The sequence below is a fragment of the Soonwooa sp. T0.1_25 genome, from assembly GCF_057652215.1.
Window position 1 is genome coordinate 1 of record NZ_JBYFBZ010000053.1, and the last position, 706, is coordinate 706.

The 706-nt window shown below is 29.2% G+C and carries 1 pseudogene; it reads right to left on the reverse strand.

The features are described 5' to 3' along the window. Positions 1-253: 253 nt before the first annotated feature. Positions 254-706: pseudogene (locus tag AC23MB_RS14300) on the reverse strand (hypothetical protein); the annotation flags it as partial.

Consider the following 706-nt stretch of genomic DNA (forward strand, 5'->3'; position numbering starts at 1 on the left):
AGTATTACTATTATTTTTTCAAAATTTTCTTTATACATACGGTTTTTCTAAAATTGCGGCTAACGGAAAAAGTATTGGCGAAGTGCGGGCTAAATGAAACGAAAAGTTCGATTTAGACTGAACGTAGCGAATGCTTTTTCAATACTGCTAACTTACAAAAAATTGCAGAATTGAAAAGCATGAGCGGATTAATATTTCTGCTTTTCAATTTTGCACTTCTCCCCGCATTTTGCCAATACAATGTTAGGCGACGTTATTTTATTTCTATTTTCATGCCTAAATTATTAGCTTGATTTAGAAATTGTTTTATGTTTTCAGGATTCCATTGAGTGCAAGTTGCAATCACTGCATCTCCAATTTTAATTTCTTCTTCTGGATTAATATAATGTCTTTTGTGTCCCCATCTTTGATAAATATCTTCAGCTTTTTCTTTTGTATCAAAAACTCCAAAGCTACCTTGGATTTTATCTGGGAATTTTGTTTTTAATTCTGAAAATGTAATATCGGGATGATTCTCAATATAATATTTTATCACTGCATTGACTAATCGTCCTTTATTATATTCTTGATTATTAAATAAGAATTTTGAATAATCTTTGCTATAATATTTGAATTTGAAAAATGTATCAGATATAACAAAAATTTCATTGTTTGAACTTTTAAATCGCTTTAAAGTCATTCCCGCAATCGGAATTCCATTATATTC